A 13,644-nucleotide genomic window follows, 5' to 3' on the forward strand; every position below is an offset into this window, starting at 1 on the left:
GGTGGCGGGCGCGGCAGAGGCACCGTTCCCCGGACGGTAAAAGCCGCGAGCAGGAGCCGCGTTGCCTGTCCGTGCGCGCTGGCCGTCAGCCCCGGGCAGGCCCGCGCGATGCTTCATCGCGACGACACCGTGCTGTTCCAGGCGGTCGTGCCGCCGGCCACCAGCCGCTGCACGGGCCCATCCGTCACCTCAGGCGGGGCGAGGCCGCGCCGCATGGCCTGCGCCATGTGGCTCCCGCCTCGGTCGGTCCGCCCCGCCAGCGTGCCCGCCAGGCGAGGACCGGCTCCCCCCGTCCGGCGGTCCGGCGCACCGCCTTCGCGGCCCGGCGCCTCGAAGCCGCGCGGCCGGCCGCGGCGCGATCAGGCGCCCGGGGCATGCCCGGCCAGCCGCCGGATGCTGGCGGGCGCGCGGCCAAAGGTGGCCGTGACGCCGTCCTGCTCCTGCCGGATCGCATCCCCGTCCGTGAAAGCCCGGGAGGGACGCCCCTTCCCGCCGGAGGTCAGGGCAGCCAGACCTCCACGGTGCCGGGCCGCGGCTGCGGGCGGAAGGCGGAGAAGTCCTGCACGCGCGCCGTGATGCCGCGGGCCGAAAGCAGGGCGGCGATCGCCTCCGCGCTCTGCGCATCCGCGGGAAAGAAATGGCGGACAACGGGAAAGCTCGGGCCGCGGCCGCCGCGCAGGGTGCTGGCGCCGGGATAGCGTTCGGCAAGTTCCGCCAGCGCCCGCTCCCCTTCACCGCCGCGTGCCTGGCGGGACAGGACATGGATCATGACGCGGGGTGGGTTGGCCGACGGCGCCGCGGCCACGACGGGCGGGGCGGGGTTCTCGGGGGGCGGGGCGGCTGCCGGAGCGCTGGGCACGGTTTGAGAGGGCGGGGCGGTGGAGCCTGGAGCCCGGCCAACCGCCTCCTGGGACTCCGAAGGCCGGGACGCAGAAGGCTGGAGCACGGAAGGCTGGGGCGGCGAAGGGGCAGGCGCCTCGGCCTGCCGGCTTTCCTGCGAGGGCGGCGCCAGGGCGGATGGAGCCGGCAACCGGCCGGCGGGGGAGTCGTCCGTCCGCGCGGTTTCGGCGGGTGCCGGCGGTGTCACCGTGGACCCGGTCCCGGTGACAGTTGCCGGCGGCCGCGCTTCGTCCGTGCGCGGTGAGATGGATGGCGCGGCGGTTCCGGCCGCTGGCGCCGTGGGGCCGGCCACCGGCCTGTCCGGCACCGCAGCGGCGGGTGCCGGCAGCGCGGTGCTGGCGGGTGGCGAGACCGCGGCCGTGTCGGCGGGGCGGTTCGCGGGGGCAAGCCCCGTGCGCTCCTCGATCCAGGCGCGGAGGGGCGAGAGGCGGGCCAGCGGGCTGCCGGCCGGCGCGTCCCGCGAGCGGTCCAGCGCGAAGCCCGCCCCGCCCAGCACCAGCAGCGCCGCCACCGCATAGGTCCAGCCATGGCGGCGGCGCGGCGCCGCGTCCGGGGCCGGTTCCGCAGCCGGTTCGGCCAAGGCGTGGCGCGCGGCGGTCTTCGCCGCGACGGGAGTGGGAATGGGGGTGGGAATGCCGGGCTCCGCCGGCTCCCTCGCTGGGGGAATGGCCTCCGCCACCGGTTCGGCCGGCGGGAGGGGGGCGGGCATCGCAGGCTCTGGCACGGTCACGGGAAGCACCGGAGCCGGCTGCGGGGGGATCACGAGTTCATCGGCGGGAAGGGAAGCCGGTGCCGGCCCGCTTTCCACGGCGGACCGTTCCGCCGCGTCCGGCTGCGCGGGATCGGCCGGCGTCTCCGGGTTGGGGAGGATGGCCGGGGCAAGCGGCTCCACCTCGCCCAGGGCCTCCGCCTGGGCACGGGGCCGTGCCGGGCCGGGGGGCAGCGGGTCCTCGCCGGCGGGCGTGGCCTGAGGGTTCTCGTCCGGCGGGGTGAGGCCAGGATGCCTCTCGCCCGGCGCCAGCCATGAGGCGCCGGCCCAGCGCGCGACGGCATCCACCAGATGGGGGCGGTCCGCCGGCGGAGGCTCCCCGGGGGCACGGGGCTGCGGGGCCGGGCGTTCGGCGAAGATCTGCGGGTCTGACGCCGGACGGACAACATGGGCGGAACCGGCCGCGTGGCGTGTCGCCTCCACCACGTGGCGGGCGGTCACCTCAGGGGCGTGGTCGAGCGAGGCGGCGAAGGCCGCCGCCGCGGTGAGCACGTTCACCAGGCGCGGCACCCCGCCGGAGCGCGTGGCCAGCTCCTCCACCGCCTCGGGCGTGAAGAAATCCGGCGCGTAGCCGGAGGCGCCGAGGCGCGCCGCGATGAAGCCGGACAGCTCCTCGCGCGGGACGGGGTTGAGCGTGACGGCCACCGCCGGGCGCCCCAGCGCGTCCAGCCGGCGCAGCAGGGGCGGCAGGCCCGCGAGGATGCGAAGGCCTCCCTCCTGGCCCGCGGCCTTGCCCCGGCCGAGCACGGAGGCGAGTTCGGCATCGCCGGCCCGGTCCGCCTCGTCCAGCAGCACCGCGGCCGACGGATCGGGAGCGTCTCCCTGGGCGAGGCGGAAGGTCAGGAGGTCATGGGTGGTGCGCAGCAGGTGGACGGTGGCCTGCCGGGCCCGGAGCAGGTCGGCCAGCTCCCCCATCAGCAGGGTCTTGCCGGTTCCGGCGGCGCCGATCACGGCAATGGTGCGCGCCCCCGCGTCCAGAGCCGCCATGGCCTGGTGACGCGCGTCGTTCAGGCCGGAATGCGGCACAACCTGGCGTGCGGCTTCGGGGGAGGGGATGGGCAGCGCCGGGTCTGAGGCTGCGTCGTTCGGGTGGCTCAATCGAAATCCTCGCCCAGGCGGCAGAAGGGGGTCATAGCCCAGAACGGCGCGAGTCCGGCATCCCCGTGCTTCCCTGGCGGGGAGTTGAAGGAAGCGGCGGCGGCTCAGCGCGCCCCGGGCACCTGCCGGGTCGCCAGGAATTCCTCGAAGGTTTCGCCGCGCATCTCGGCGTAAACCTCGAGGTTGGAGCGGCTGGCGGTGCGGGCGAACTTCTCCAGCACAAAGAAGTTGGCGCCGTAGCGGATCAGGCCGATCCAGTCGCGGTCGAGAACCAGCTTCGTTTCCTCGGGCGTGAGGCCCGCGCGCGCGCAGGCGGCGGGCTCGTCGGCCAGGAAGGCATCGCGGAAGGCGGCGTCCTTCATGTTCCAGAAGAAGCGGTTGAGCCGGAGCCGCTCGCGCGCCGTCGCGATGTCGAAGGCATAGGTGCCCCCGATCTCCTCCACGCCCGCGAGCTGCGGGTTGGATGCGACGGCGGGCGCCGTGGAGGCGGTGTCGCCCTTCTCCTCGAACACCAGCACCGTCATCGCGGTGGTGGTGGCGAGATAGTAGTTCTGGTGGACCTTCTCGATCCTGTCGCTGAGCGCGCCGCGCATGGCGAGCCACATGATGACCTCGACGCTCTCCGCGCCGCCGAGGCGGATGTAGTCGACGTGCCTCATGTTCGCGAGCGTCATGGGATCGTGCTCGATCAGGTCGATGAAGCGCATGTCCCAATCCGTGTCGTTGAAGCCCGTGCGCTCGCCGTGCACCTGGTGCGAGAGGCCGCCCGTGCCGACCACGACCACCGAGAGGTCCTCGGGGTAGGATTCGATGGCGCGGCGAAGGGCCTTTCCCAGCTTGAAGCAGCGCATGGCCGTGGGCAGCGGGTATTGCACCACGTTGATCTCGATCGGCACCACCGCGCCCGGCCAGCCATCCTTGTGCGGCCAGAGCAGCGGGAGCGGCGAGAAGACGCCGTGGTCGAGCGGGCGGTCCTGGAAGACGGCGGGGTCGAACTCCTCGTTCACCAGGGATTCCGCGATGTGCCTGGACAGGCCGGGATGGCCGGGCAGCAGTGGCAGGGGGCGGCGTCCCGCGCCTTCGTCGGCCACGTCGTAGCTCGGCGCCACGCCCACCGCGAAGGTGGGATAGAGGTCGTAGAAGAAGGCGTTCAGGTGGTCGTTGTAGAAGAAGACGAGCACGTCGGGCTTCTTCTCGGCCAGCCAGCGCTGCGCGGGCTCGTAGCCGCGGAACAGCGGCGCCCAGTCGGGCACGTCCTGCTTCCCTTTGTCATAGGCGACGCCGATCGTGGGCACGTGCGAGGTGCCGATCCCACCGATGATCCTGGCCATGCAGCGGTGCTCCCCTTTTTTCGCCCGGCCGGTGGCCTGGCCTTCGGTGCGTGGTTTTTATCGTCGCTCCCCGCGCGGACGGCCACGGCCACGGCCACGGCCACGGCCAGTGCGTTGCGGGCTGCGGCGCTGGCGAGGTGCGGCGTCCGGCGGCGGCAGCCCGGGCCGGCCATGGGTTGTCATGACAGCGGCTGGCCGGGCGCCGTCACCGCTCTCGCAGCGGGACCACGCCCGCTTCCGCTGCGAGGCGGTCGAGTTGGGCCATCAGCGGCGCGGGCAGCGGCACGCCCCTGGCCACCCTGTCACGCCGCCGCTCGGCGCGAAGCTCGCCGGGGGTGCGGATGCGGTCCACGCCCGGCAGCTTCGCGGAGTTGCGGAGGTCCGCCAGGTGGCGCGACACCTCGGCCTGGAAGGCCGCGGGGTCGAGGAAGCGGGACACGTCGAGGGCGATGAGGACGTGGCCGGTTTCCGTCACCGTGCGGTCGTCGGCGTTGAAGTCCACCACGTCGCGCCCGAAGGCCGCGCGGTTGAGCGGGCCGGCGAGGAGACCGAGCACGAGGGCGAGGCCGCTGCCCTTGTAGCCGCCGACGGGAAGCAGGATGCCCTCGTGGCTGCGGGCAGGGTCGGTCAGGGGCTCGCCGGTGCGGGCGTCGATCATCCAGCCTTCGGGCATGGGGGCGCCGCGGAGGGCGTGGCCCTTCACCGTGCCGTAGGAAACGACGGTGGTGGCCATGTCGAGCACGACCGGGTCGGCCTCGCCCATGGGGATGGCGATGGCGATCGGGTTGGTGCCGAGGAGGGATTCGGTGCCGCCCCAGGGGGCCATGTGGTTGGCGCTGGCGACCACGGTGTAGATGCCGACCATCCCGGCCGCGAGCGGCAGGCAGGCATGGACGGCGCCCGAGCCCGCGTGGTTGGAGCCCCGCGCACCGACCCAGGCGATCCCGGCCTCGCGCGCGATCTCCATGGCCGTTTCGGCCGTGCGCGACATCACGAGGTGGCCGAGGCCGTTGTCGCCCTCCACCATCGCGACGGCGGGGGCCAGGCGGCGCACGGTGATGTCGGGCCGGGGCTTGGCGCCGCCGGCGCGGAGGCGGCGGACGTACTGGGGCAGGCGGAAGATGCCGTGGGCATCGGCACCGGTGAGGTCGGCTTCCACCATGAGCTCGGCGGCGCGGGCGGCATCGGCGGGGCGCAGGCCCTGTGCGGCCAGGATATCGGCGGCGAAGGCGATCATCGCCTCGGCGCGTTGGCGGGGAAGGGTCGCGGCGGTGGCGTCGTCGAGGGCCATGGGGTTCAGGCCGCGACCGGCGTGCCGAGGAGGCGCCGCGCGTTCCCCGAGAGCATGGCGGCGCGGGCGTCGGCGTCGGGGATGGCCTCCTCGATCTCCTCCACGCCGCGGGTGGTGCCCATGTCGAAGGGATAGTCGGTGCCGAAGAGGATGCGCTCCGGCCCGACCTCGTCCAGCAGGAAGCGCAGCGCGCCGCGGGCGTGGGTGATGCTGTCGTAGAGCAGGCGGCCGAGGCTTTCGGCGGGGTCGCCCTTCAGGCGCGCGCGGGGTTCGGGGCGCACCTTCCAGCCGTGGCGGAAGCGGCCGGCCTGGAAGGGCATGAAGCCGCCCGCGTGGGACAGGAGGAAGCGGATGCTGGGGTGCCGCTCGATCACGCCGCCGAAGATGAGCGAGGCGGCGGCGATGGTGGTTTCCAGCGGGTTGCCAACGAGGTTCGTGAGGTAGTAGCCGCGCATCCGCTCTGCCGCGACCACCTTGTGCGGGTGGACGAGGACGAGCAGGGCGTGGCGGTCCAGCACCTCCCACACGGCATCCAGCGCGGGGTCGTCGAGGTTGCGGCCGGCGATGTTGCTGCCGAGGTGCAGGCCGCGCAGGCCGTGGGCCGTGACCGCGCGCTCGATGGTGGCCGCGGCGCGGGCGGGATCCTGCATGGCGGCGGTGGCCAGGCCCATGAAGCGGTCGGGGTGCTGGCGGCAGAGGGCGCCGATGGCCTCGTTCTGGATTTCCGCGACCGTGCTGGCCGCGCCCCCATCGGCCTCGTAGAGGAAGGTGTGGGGGATGTTGCAGACGACGTGCATGTCCACACGCTGCGCGGCCATGTCGGCGAAGCGGCGCTCCAGGTCCCAGGCGGCGCGGGGGAAGGGGTTCTGCTTGACGTCGAGAATTTCGAGGATGGCGGATTCGTCGTCCACGCGCGTCAGCTTCGGGGCGAGGGAGGGGACGTCCCGGGCGATGGCGGCGATCATCGCCTCGGTCAGGATATGCGTGTGGGCGTCGATCACGGTCATGGCGTTTTCCTCCGGCCCGGCCCTGCGGCGGCGCCTTGTTAGTACCTTATAAGATGAATCCGGTTGGGCCAGGTCAAGCGCCCGCCTCCCGGCGGAGGGTGCGGCTGAAGGAGAAGCTGTCGGCGCGGTAATAGGTGCGCGCGCATTCGATGGCCTGGCCCGTGGCGTCGAAGGAGACGCGCTCGGTGAGCACCAGCGGCTGGTGGGGGGCGATGCCCAGCAGGCCCGCGCGGAAGGCGTCGGCGCGGATGACCTCCATGCTTTCCCGTGCTTCCTGCGCCACGAGGCCGAAGACGCCCTCCAGCAAGAGGTGGAGGGGGCGGGACAGGTCGGTGTCCAGAAGGTCCGGCGCCAGGGCGGCGGGCACGAAGCAGGTGCGGATGGCGGCCGTGCCGCCGTCGCGGTCCAGCACGCGGCGCAGCTTGTGGGCGGGGGCCTCGGGGGCGATCCCCAGGCGTGCCGCCACCCAGCTCGGCGCGGGCACGGTTTCGGCGGCGTGGAGGCGGATTGTGCCGGGCGGCACCTGGTCGAAGGCGCTGGCGAGGAAGTGGCCGCCCTCCGGCAGCGGCGCGTCGCGGCGGGCGAGGCGGACAAAGGTGCCGCGGCCCTGCTGGCGGTGCAGCAGCCCTTCATCGGCCAGGGAGGTGACGGCCTGGCGCACGGTGATGCGGGACAGGCCGTAATGGGCGCAGAGTTCGGCCTCCGTCGGGATGCGGTCGCCCGGGGCGAGGTCGAAGGCGATGAGGTCCCGCAGGGCGTGCTTGAGCTGCAGCCAGAGCGGGATGGCCGGGCCGCCCCGGAGGGGGCGCAGGATCGGCGGGCCCTCGGCCGCCCCGGCCTCGCCGTCCATGTCTCTCGCTCTCCCCGGAACGCGCGCTTGACACCTGGCCGGTTGGATATGTCTTGTGTTGTCTTAAGGCAAGGGTGGCGGAGCAACCGCCCCAGGGGGAAACGCGATGCGGCGATGGCTTCTCGCGCTGGTCATGGGCGCGCTCTCGGCCACGCTCTCGCCGGGAGGCGTCGCCGCCCAGGCGTCCTATCCCGACCGGCCTATCCGGGTGATCGAGCCGCTGGCGGCGGGCAGTGCCGTCGATGTGGTCGTGCGCATCGTGGCGGACCGCATGGGCGACCTGCTGGGGCAGCGCCTGCTGATCGAGAACCAGACGGGTGCCTCCGGCATGATCGGGATGCGGGCGGGGGCGCGGGCGCCGGCGGATGGCTACACGCTGCTGGCGGTGAACGACGCCGTGCTGACCATGCTGCCCAACCTGAACGCGCAGGCCGGCTACGACCCGCTGCGGGACTTCGCGCCGGTTGGGCAGATCGTGCGCATCCGCTGGGCGCTGGTGGCGCATCCCTCGGCGCCTGCGCGGGACGTGGCGGGCCTGATCGCGGCGGCGCGGGCGCAGCCCGGGCGGATCGACTATGCCTCGGGCGGGGCGGGCAGCCCGCAGCACATCGCGATGGAGATGTTTCTCCAGAAGGCGGGGGTGCGGATGAACCACATCTCCTATCGGGGCGCGACGCCGGCGCTGACCGCCGTGACGGCGGGGGAGGTGCCCTACGGCTTCTTCGGGCTGCCGACGCCCAACAGCTTCGTGCGGGACGGGCAGTTGCGCGTGCTCGGCACCGCCGGGCCCGCCCGGATCGACGCCTTCCCGGATGCGCCCACGATCGCGGAGGCCGGGGTGCCCGGCTTCGCCTTCTTCACCTGGGGGGCCTTCCTCGCGCCGGCCGGCACGCCGCCCGCGGTGGTGGCGCGGCTGAACGCGGCCCTGCGCGAAACGCTGGCCCTGCCCGCCGTGCGGGAGCGGCTGGAGGGGCTGGGCTACGAGGTCGTCGGCAACGCGCCGGAGGACTTCGCCGCGGGGCTGGCGCGCGACCACGCCGCCATGGCCGATCTGATCCGCGCCGCCGGGATCCGGATGGAATAGCGGGCGAAGCCGAAGGGACATGTTCATGCCGGCCATCCATCGACGCCTTCTCCTGGGCTCCGCCCTTCTGGCCGCCGGGCGGCCCGCGCTGGCGCAGGCCTGGCCCTCGCGCCCGGTGCGGCTGGTGGTGCCGCTGGTGCCCGGGGGCACGACGGACCTGATCGCGCGGGTGATCGCCGATCCGCTGGGGCGCGCGATCGGGCAGAACGTGGTGGTGGAGAACCGGCCTGGCGCCAATGGCTGGATCGCCAACGACCATGTCATGCGCGAGCGGCCGGACGGGCACACGCTGATCGTCAACAACGTTTCCACCCATGGCATCAACTCCGCCATGGCGGGGGACCGGGCGCTGGTGCCGTCGCGCGGGCTGACGCCCATCACCAACCTGATCGAGGCGGCGCAGCTGTTCCTGGCGCCGGCCGATTTCCCCGTGAGCTCGCTGGCGGAGTTCGTGGCGCGCGCCAAGGCTTCCCCCACGCCGCTGGTCTATGCCTCGGCAGGCGTCGGCTCCTACCAGCACATCGACCTCGAGACCTTCGCCCGGCGGGCGGGCATCAGCCTGACCCATCTGCCGCTGCGCGGCGCGGGGGAGATGGTGCCGGTGATGCTGCGGGGCGACGCGCAGATCACCGAGTTCAACATCTCCTCGGCCATGCCGCATATCCAGGCGGGGCGGCTGCGCCCCCTGGCGGTGGTCTCGCGCGAGCGGGTGGCGCAGTTGCCGGAGGTGCCGACCACGATCGAAGCGGGCTTTCCCGACCTGGTGACCACCCTGTGGAACGGGTTGTTCGCGCCGCTGGGCACGCCGGCACCCATCCTGGCCACGCTGCACGCCCAGGTGACGCGCATCCTGCGCGACCCCGAGGTGCTGGCGAACCTGGAGCGCCAGGCGGTGCGGGCCACCCCGAGCGGGAGCCCGGCCGCCTTCGCGGACTACGTCGGCGCGGATGTGGCGCGCTGGACGGCGCTGACGCGGGAGTTCAGCATCGCCCTGAACTGAGGCCCCGGTTCCGTTCCAGCCCGGGAGCTCCTGTTTCCCGGACGCCGGATGGCACGTCGCTTGCTGCGCCCCTGGCCCAAGGGGCAGCGGCCCAGGACATGCGGGAACGGGATGCACGGCGCCAGCGTCGAACTCATATCGGTCACGAAGCGCTACGGGGCGGCGCTGGCGGTGGATTCCGTCAGCCTGAGGATTCCCGAGGGCTCCTATTGCTGCCTTCTGGGGCCTTCGGGCTGCGGCAAGACCACCACGCTGCGGATGATCGCGGGGCATGAGACGGCCAGCGACGGCAGCGTGCTGATCGGCCCGCGCGAGGTCGGCCACCTGCCGCCGGCCGCGCGTGGCACGGCCATGATGTTCCAGTCCTATGCCCTGTTCCCGCACCTGAACTGCCTGGACAACGTCGCCTTCGGGCCGCGCATGCGGGGCGTGGACAAGGCGGCGCGGCAGAAGAAGGCGCGGGAGATGCTGGCGCTCGTGCGGATGGAGGGCTTCGCCCACCGCCTGCCCGCGCAGCTCTCCGGCGGACAGCAGCAGCGGGTGGCGCTGGCCCGGGCGCTGGTGACCGAGCCCTCCGTGCTGCTGCTGGACGAGCCGCTGAGCGCGCTGGACCCCTTTCTCCGCATCCAGGTGCGGGCGGAGCTGAAGCGGCTGCAGGCGGAGCTGGGGATCACCTTCATCCACGTCACCCACAGCCAGGAGGAGGCCATGGCGCTGTCCGACCTGGTGGTGGTGATGAACGGGGGCCGGATCGAGCAGGCGGGGACGCCGCGCGAGGTGTTCTCCCGCCCCGACACGGCCTTCGTCGCCCGCTTCATCGGCGGGCACAACGTGATCGCCCCGCGGGCCGGCGGGATGGTGGCGGTGCGGGTGGACCGGATGCGGCTCTCCCCGGGCGCCATGCCGGCCACCGCGGCCTCGCTCGGTGCGTGGGTGGAGACGGTGGAGTACCAGGGCTCCTTCGTGCAGCTCCGGCTCCGCCCGCTCGACCCTGCCCTGGGCACCACGGAGCTGTTCGCCGTGATCCCCGACGACGCCTTCGCCGCCCGGCCCTTCGCGGTGGGCGATGCCGTGACCGCGCGCTGGGAGGCGGGCGATGCCCATCCCCTGCGCGATGCGCAACCGCCGGCCGCCGCGCCGGCCCTGGAGGAACTGACGCCATGACCGATACCAGGCATCCCGGCCGGCGCGACATGCTGCGCGCGACGGCGGGCCTTGCCGTGGCCGGCGCCGCGACGCGCCTGGCCGCGCCCGCCGTGCACGCGCAGGAGCCGGTGGTGCTGCGCTATCTCGGCACGGCCGTGAACCAGAGCGCCGAGATCGCCGCCAAGGCCAAGCAGGACCTGGGCATCACCATCGAGTACATCCCGGTCACGACGGACGACGTGATCCGCCGCGCGGTGACGCAGCCCAACACCTTCGACCTGCTGGACATGGAGTATTTCTCCACCAAGCGCGTCGCGCCCTCCGGCAACCTGCAGGGGATCGAGGCGCGGCGGATCAAGCTGTTCGACAAGATCACGCCGGTGTTCACGCGCGGCGTGACGGCGGGCGGCAAGACCTTGGGCGACCAGGGCACCGCGCCCAAGAAGGTGCAGTTCCTGGCCGGGCGCAACTCGCGCGAGTTCGCGTCCTCCCCCACCGAGTGGATGTCGCTGATCCCCACCACCTACAACGCGGACACGCTGGGCATCCGCCCCGACCTGATCGGCCGCCCGATCGAGAGCTGGTCGGAGCTGCTGAACCCGCAGTTCAAGGGCAAGGCGTCCATCCTCAACATCCCGTCCATCGGCATCATGGACGCGGCGATGGTGATGGAGGCGACGGGCCGGTACAAATACCCGGACAAGGGCAACATGACGCGGCCCGAGATCGACCGCACCATGGCCATGCTGACCGAGGCCAAGAAGGCCGGGCAGTTCCGCGCCTTCTGGTCCGACTTCAACGAGAGCGTGAACCTGATGGCCTCGGGGGAGACCGTCATCCAGTCCATGTGGTCGCCGGCCGTGACCAAGGTGCGCAGCCAGGGCGTGGCCTGCGTCTACCAGCCGCTGCGCGAAGGCTATCGCGCCTGGGCCTCGGGCTTCGGCATGCCGCGCACGCTGGAGGGGCGGAAGCTCGATGGTGCCTACGAATTCATCAACTGGTTCCTGTCCGGCTGGGCCGGCGCCTTCCTGAACCGCCAGGGCTACTACTCGGCGGTGCTGGAGACGGCGCAGGCCAACATGGAGCCCTATGAGTGGGCCTATTGGATGGAGGGCAAGCCGGCCGCGCAGGACATCAAGGCGCCGGACGGCTCGCTGCTGGAAAAGGCTGGCACGGTGCGCGACGGCGGCTCCTATGAGGAGCGGATGGGGCGCGTGGCCTGCTGGAACGCGGTGATGGACGAGAACACCTATCTCATTCGAAAGTGGAACGAGTTCATTGCCGCCTGAGGAGGGGGCATGATGGATGGCGGGGCGCGCGTGTCCGGCATGACCGTGAAGGACGCGCGCCCCGTGCGGCGCGGCAGGGGGACCGCCTATTGGCAGGCGGCGCCCTTCGCGCTGCTGTTCCTGCTGTTCTTCATCGTGCCGCTGCTGCTGACGGTGGCGGTGTCGTTCTGGCGGTTCGACGACTATGTGCTCAGCCCCGACCTGAACCTCGATGCCTACCGGGAGGTCTTCGAGGGCTGCATCGACAAGCTGCCGTCCCTTTGCGTGACCTTCGCGACCTATGTCTCCACGCTGCGCTTCGCGCTGATGGCCTGGGCGATCACCCTCGTGCTCGGCTTCGGCATCGCCTATTTCCTGGCCTTCCACGTGCGCAGCGTGCCCATGCAGATGGCGCTGTTCCTGTTGTGCACGGTGCCGTTCTGGACCTCCAACATCATCCGCATGGTGGCCTGGGTGCCGCTGCTGGGGCGGAACGGGCTGGTGAACCAGGGATTGCAGGCGGTGGGGCTGACGCGCGCGCCGCTGGACTGGCTGCTCTACTCCGAGTTCTCGGTCGTGCTGGCCTTCGTGCACCTTTACACGCTGTTCATGATGGTGCCGATCTTCAACTCCATGGCGCGCATCGACCGGTCGCTCATCGAGGCGGCGCGGGATGCCGGGGCCTCGGGCTGGCAGACGCTGTGGAACGTGGTGATCCCGCTCTGCAAGCCCGGCATCGTCATCGGCTCCATCTTCGTGCTGACCATCGTGATGGGGGACTTCGTGACGGTGGGGATCATGGGCGGGCAGCAGATCGCCTCGATCGGCAAGGTGATCCAGGTGCAGATGAGCTATCTTCAGTTCCCGATCGCGGCCGCCAACGCGGTGGTGCTGCTGGGCATCGTGCTGCTGATGATCTGGGCGCTGACGCGGCTGGTCGATATCCGGCGGGAGCTGTGATGAACCGCGACGGCGACCGCCGCCCGGCCTCCTTCTGGTGGCTGGCGGCCCTTTTCAGCGTGTTCGTGCTGTTCCTCTACGGGCCGATCCTGGCGATCGTCGTGCTGAGCTTCCAGGGCCCCTCGGGCGGGCTGACCTTTCCGATGAATGGCATTTCCACCTTCTGGTTCTCCAAGCTCTGGCAGGGCGTGGGGGTGGTCGACATCTGGGCGGCCTTCGGTCGCTCTCTGCGGCTCGGCGCGGTGGTGATGCTGCTGACGGTGCTGCTGGCGCTGCCGGCAGGGCTGGCCTTCCGCAAGCGCTTCATCGGGCAGGGGGCGCTGTTCTATGTGGCGGTGGCCAGCCTGATCGTGCCCTCCATCGTGGTCAGCCTCGGGATCGGGCTGGAGTTCCGCATCCTGGACGACGCGGTGAAGGCGCTGGGGGAGGCCACGGGTTGGGACTTCCTGCGGCGCCACGAGACCTCGGCGGGTCTCTATACCTCGGCACTGGGGGCGCACCTGACCTGGACGCTGCCCTTCGGGCTGCTGATCCTGTTCGCGGTCTTCAACCGCTTCAACCCGGCCTACGAGGAGGCGGCGCGCGACCTGGGGGCGACGCCCGCGCGCACGCTCGCCCATGTGGTGCTGCCGATCATCGCGCCTTCCCTTGTGGGCGTCGCGCTGTTCGGCTTCACGCTGTCCTGGGACGAGGTGGCGCGCACCAGCCAGGCGATCGGCGGGCGCAACACGCTGCCGCTGGAATTGCAGGGGCTGACCACCACGGTGACCACGCCGGAGATCTACGCGCTGGGCACGGTCACCACCGCCATGTCGCTGGCGGTGATCGGGATCGCGCTGGGCTGCGTGGTGATCCTCCGGCGCCGCAGGGCCGCGGCCTCGCGCTGAGGCTGGTCGTCGCAGGCGTGATCCCTGTGGCGGCGCGAAGCCCTGGCCGCCTC

Annotated in this window: 11 protein-coding genes; 6 read left to right on the plus strand and 5 right to left on the minus strand. The window is 72.2% G+C overall.

Annotation, left to right across the window (positions count from 1 at the left end):
* Window positions 1-499 precede the first annotated feature (499 nt).
* The 5 genes from ACFFIC_RS15305 to ACFFIC_RS15325 all read right to left on the minus strand — a co-directional run bounded on the left by ACFFIC_RS15305 (window position 500) and on the right by ACFFIC_RS15325 (window position 7,246).
* Window positions 500-2,767: a hypothetical protein gene (locus ACFFIC_RS15305; RefSeq protein ID WP_377051827.1), complete on the minus strand. Its 2,268-nt coding sequence runs from the start codon at window positions 2,765-2,767 to the stop codon at window positions 500-502.
* 104 nt (window positions 2,768-2,871) lie between these two features.
* Window positions 2,872-4,098 carry a gallate dioxygenase gene (locus ACFFIC_RS15310; RefSeq protein ID WP_377051829.1) on the minus strand — a complete coding sequence of 409 codons (1,227 nt, stop codon included), beginning with the start codon at window positions 4,096-4,098 and terminating at the stop codon, window positions 2,872-2,874.
* A gap of 205 nt (window positions 4,099-4,303) precedes the next feature.
* Window positions 4,304-5,389, minus strand: a complete 1,086-nt coding sequence (locus ACFFIC_RS15315) for an Ldh family oxidoreductase (RefSeq protein WP_377051831.1) — start codon at window positions 5,387-5,389, stop codon at window positions 4,304-4,306.
* A gap of 5 nt (window positions 5,390-5,394) precedes the next feature.
* Complete coding sequence (locus ACFFIC_RS15320) at window positions 5,395-6,396, minus strand: amidohydrolase family protein (RefSeq protein WP_377051833.1); 1,002 nt, start codon at window positions 6,394-6,396, stop codon at window positions 5,395-5,397.
* 73 nt (window positions 6,397-6,469) lie between these two features.
* Window positions 6,470-7,246, minus strand: coding sequence for a GntR family transcriptional regulator (locus ACFFIC_RS15325; RefSeq protein ID WP_377051835.1), 777 nt, complete (start codon window positions 7,244-7,246; stop codon window positions 6,470-6,472).
* Window positions 7,247-7,352: 106 nt separating this feature from the next.
* Here ACFFIC_RS15325 and ACFFIC_RS15330 point away from each other — a divergent pair, with 106 nt between their 5' ends.
* The 6 genes from ACFFIC_RS15330 to ACFFIC_RS15355 all read left to right on the plus strand — a co-directional run bounded on the left by ACFFIC_RS15330 (window position 7,353) and on the right by ACFFIC_RS15355 (window position 13,591).
* Window positions 7,353-8,330: a Bug family tripartite tricarboxylate transporter substrate binding protein gene (locus ACFFIC_RS15330; protein WP_377051837.1), complete on the plus strand. Its 978-nt coding sequence runs from the start codon at window positions 7,353-7,355 to the stop codon at window positions 8,328-8,330.
* Window positions 8,331-8,355: 25 nt separating this feature from the next.
* Window positions 8,356-9,330, plus strand: coding sequence for a Bug family tripartite tricarboxylate transporter substrate binding protein (locus ACFFIC_RS15335; RefSeq protein ID WP_377051839.1), 975 nt, complete (start codon window positions 8,356-8,358; stop codon window positions 9,328-9,330).
* A 111-nt stretch (window positions 9,331-9,441) separates the two neighbouring features.
* On the plus strand, window positions 9,442-10,494 hold the full coding sequence (locus ACFFIC_RS15340) for an ABC transporter ATP-binding protein (RefSeq protein ID WP_377051841.1): 1,053 nt from the start codon (window positions 9,442-9,444) through the stop codon (window positions 10,492-10,494).
* Entirely contained in the window at window positions 10,491-11,765 is a 1,275-nt protein-coding gene (locus ACFFIC_RS15345) for an ABC transporter substrate-binding protein (RefSeq protein WP_377051843.1), read from the plus strand. The genes ACFFIC_RS15340 and ACFFIC_RS15345 overlap by 4 nt, the downstream gene beginning before the upstream one ends.
* A gap of 9 nt (window positions 11,766-11,774) precedes the next feature.
* On the plus strand, window positions 11,775-12,704 hold the full coding sequence (locus ACFFIC_RS15350) for an ABC transporter permease (protein WP_377051845.1): 930 nt from the start codon (window positions 11,775-11,777) through the stop codon (window positions 12,702-12,704).
* On the plus strand, window positions 12,704-13,591 hold the full coding sequence (locus ACFFIC_RS15355) for an ABC transporter permease (protein WP_377051847.1): 888 nt from the start codon (window positions 12,704-12,706) through the stop codon (window positions 13,589-13,591). The genes ACFFIC_RS15350 and ACFFIC_RS15355 overlap by 1 nt, the downstream gene beginning before the upstream one ends.
* Window positions 13,592-13,644 lie beyond the last annotated feature (53 nt).

The organism is Muricoccus vinaceus (assembly GCF_042433125.1).
In the GTDB taxonomy this organism is placed as follows: Bacteria; Pseudomonadota; Alphaproteobacteria; order Acetobacterales; family Acetobacteraceae; genus Roseomonas; species Roseomonas vinacea.

Bases quoted from the DNA above. Each gene is read 5' to 3' on its own strand.
- ACFFIC_RS15350 (WP_377051845.1), top strand. From the start codon at position 11,775: ATGATGGATGGCGGGGCGCGCGTGTCCGGCATGACCGTGAAGGACGCG.
- ACFFIC_RS15345 (WP_377051843.1), top strand. From the start codon at position 10,491: ATGACCGATACCAGGCATCCCGGCCGGCGCGACATGCTGCGCGCGACG.
- ACFFIC_RS15335 (WP_377051839.1), top strand. From the start codon at position 8,356: ATGCCGGCCATCCATCGACGCCTTCTCCTGGGCTCCGCCCTTCTGGCC.
- ACFFIC_RS15315 (WP_377051831.1), bottom strand. From the start codon at position 5,389: ATGGCCCTCGACGACGCCACCGCCGCGACCCTTCCCCGCCAACGCGCC.
- ACFFIC_RS15330 (WP_377051837.1), top strand. From the start codon at position 7,353: ATGCGGCGATGGCTTCTCGCGCTGGTCATGGGCGCGCTCTCGGCCACG.
- ACFFIC_RS15310 (WP_377051829.1), bottom strand. From the start codon at position 4,098: ATGGCCAGGATCATCGGTGGGATCGGCACCTCGCACGTGCCCACGATC.
- ACFFIC_RS15325 (WP_377051835.1), bottom strand. From the start codon at position 7,246: ATGGACGGCGAGGCCGGGGCGGCCGAGGGCCCGCCGATCCTGCGCCCC.
- ACFFIC_RS15320 (WP_377051833.1), bottom strand. From the start codon at position 6,396: ATGACCGTGATCGACGCCCACACGCATATCCTGACCGAGGCGATGATC.
- ACFFIC_RS15355 (WP_377051847.1), top strand. From the start codon at position 12,704: ATGAACCGCGACGGCGACCGCCGCCCGGCCTCCTTCTGGTGGCTGGCG.
- ACFFIC_RS15340 (WP_377051841.1), top strand. From the start codon at position 9,442: ATGCACGGCGCCAGCGTCGAACTCATATCGGTCACGAAGCGCTACGGG.